Origin of the sequence: Methylobacterium indicum (assembly GCF_001043895.1) — a bacterium.
GTDB lineage: Bacteria > Pseudomonadota > Alphaproteobacteria > Rhizobiales > Beijerinckiaceae > Methylobacterium > Methylobacterium indicum.
In genome coordinates, this window is the sequence record NZ_JTHF01000398.1 from 1 (window position 1) to 2,410 (window position 2,410).

Sequence of the window (2,410 nt, forward strand, 5' to 3'; positions counted from 1 at the left end):
TGAAGCAGCACCCCCTCTCCCACCCGGGAGAGGGGACCCCGCACCGTCAGGGTGCCATCACCTTCGGAATCGCGCCGCGCAGGCGCGAATAGCCTCGGTTCGACAGCGGCCAGGCCCGCTCGTCCCAGGCGCGCCGAATTCGGCGGCAGCCTGCCGGCAGGGCGTCGGCGGAGGGGCCGACGGGGGCCCACGGCGTCACGACCGGCAGGCCGCCGGCCCAGCCGTCCCGCATCGGCTCGGCCGGGCAGCCGAAATGCGCCGCCGCCCGGGCCAGGGCATCCGCCATCGCCGCCGCATCCGCCGCCCGCACCGTGTCGGAGGCTTCCTCGTCGGAGGTGAGGAGGCCGGCGACGCGCGTCACCCGGGCGTTGCCGAGAGGCAGGGTCTCGGGGGCGAGGTCGTCGAGGTGGAGGAGCAGGGCGACCGGCCCGTCGGGGGCGGTATCGGCATGTGCCAGCGGCACCTCCCGGGGCGGGATCTCCTCCGCCAGGGAGGCGGCGTCCTCGTTCAGGCCGGCCGGATCGTGACGTCCCCGCGTGAACTCGCGGATGTTGTCGCGCCGGGCGAGATACGGCTTGCCCCGCGTGTGCAGGCCGGCGACCCAGCGCCACGACAGGGTGTTGCTCGCCGGGTCGCCGTCGAGGAGGTGGCGCAGGAAGAACGCCGCGCCGAGCTCCCAGGGCAGGCGCAGCGTGAAAATCCAGATCGAGGCGAACCACATCCGGGCGTGATTGTGCAGGAAGCCCTGCTCGACGAGCTGCGCCGCCCAGGCGTCGAACCCGTCGAGGCCGGTCTCGCCCGCCACCGCCCGGTCATGGGTCCGACGCAGCCCCGGCTCGTCGGCGAGGCGCGCCCGCGCCGCGTCGCGCCCGGCCCGATAGCGGGCCCAGGTTTCCGGATGGGTCTCGAGATGGCCCTTGAAGTAGGTGCGCCAGAAGACCTCCGAGACGAACTTGTCCGCTCCGCGCTCGCCGAAGGCCGAGAGCGCCGCCCGGGCGACCTCCTCCTCGGTCAGGAGACGGCGGCGCAGGTAGGGCGAGAGGCAGGAGGTCGTCGGCGCGTCGTCCCGGCCGGGATCGGTGTTGCGGGTGGCGGCGTAATCCGCACCGGAACCGGCGAGGAAGGAAGCGAGGGCGTCGAGGCCGGCGGCCCGGGTCATGACGGGGTGAGGCATGACCCGAGATCTAGGCCGCCGCACCGGCGCGGCAGCGTTCGGTCCGAATGCTGGCGTGGAACTGGGCGGATCGGCCGCAACCCGCCGAACTCACGGCTCTCCCGGCAGCGCCGAGGCCTCCAGCCGCCGGGCCGTCCGGCCGAGCAGGGCCTCCCGCAGCCGGAGCGCGTCGCCCCGCGAGAGAATCCCGGAGAGGCGATGGCGCATAGCGGCGCAGCCGGACGCGTGCAGGGACGAGGCGGAGGCCAGCAGCGGCGGCGGCGCAACGGACGACGCGACGAGGGGCGCCGGCCCGGCGAGGGCCCGATCGAGCAGGTCCCGCATCCGGGCGCGGCCGCCCTGCCGATCCGGCAGGGCCTCGGCCGCCGTCACGAGATCGCCGTCCCGCCCGATGGCGCGGCAGGTCTCCTCGCCCCCGCTCGCCGCCATGGCGTCGAGGACAAGGCGGCCGAGATCCGCCAGGGTGGCGTCGTCGGCGCCGACGAAGGCCGCGCGCATCGCCCCCACCGCCTCGGCCCGGATGAGGTCGAGGCCGTCGCTCTCGCTGCGACCCTGGCGGTAGGAGTTCCGGTAGCGGGCGGCGATTCCGTCGAGCGCTCCCGGCCGGCGCGACGCGAGCGGTGCGAGAAGGTCGACGGCCCGGATCACGGCCGCCCGGGCGCCGGCGAGGGAATCGTCGTCGTCGAGGGTCGAATCCGGCAGGTCGCCGGGACCGACCACCCGGGTGACGGCCCCGGCAGCGCGCAGCCGCGCCGCGTCGGGAATCCAGATGTCGCGGGAGGGGGTGGCGAGCGCCTGATCGACGAAGGCCGGCTCCAGGCCGGCGGCGAGGTAGCGGCCGCGCTCCTCGCTCGCATCGACCGGGATCATGGCGCCGAACGCGCCCGGCTCGTAGGGGGCGTGGAAGCCGAGGCGGCTGTCTTCCATGATCAGGCGCTCGCGGCCGCGTACGAAGGCGAGCGTGCAGGCCGAGACGCAGTAATCCGGCACGTAGGTGACGAGGCCCCGCTCGGCCACGAGCTCGCCGATCGCCGTTCCCTCGTCGACGAGGCCGCCGTCGCTGGTGAGGTGCAGCCGCACCACCCCCGGATGGGCATCGAGGAGCCGGCGCAGGCGGTCGGCGGCGCCGTCGTCGAGGTCGCCCCACAGGCGCACGTCGCGCCCCCCGGGGCCGAGCGTGATCCGGGTCGACGCCCCCTCGGCCGCGGTGTCGGGGGGCGTCGACCCGGATCACGC

Annotated in this window: 2 protein-coding genes; both read right to left on the minus strand. The window is 75.4% G+C overall.

Annotated elements, in window-relative coordinates:
• Window positions 1–46: 46 nt before the first annotated feature.
• On the minus strand, window positions 47–1,174 hold the full coding sequence (locus tag QR78_RS30750) for an FAD-binding domain-containing protein (protein WP_244276621.1): 1,128 nt from the start codon (window positions 1,172–1,174) through the stop codon (window positions 47–49).
• Between the two features lie 90 nt (window positions 1,175–1,264).
• Window positions 1,265–2,329 carry a hypothetical protein gene (locus QR78_RS30755; RefSeq protein WP_053221178.1) on the minus strand — a complete coding sequence of 355 codons (1,065 nt, stop codon included), beginning with the start codon at window positions 2,327–2,329 and terminating at the stop codon, window positions 1,265–1,267.
• Between the last annotated feature and the right edge of the window lie 81 nt (window positions 2,330–2,410).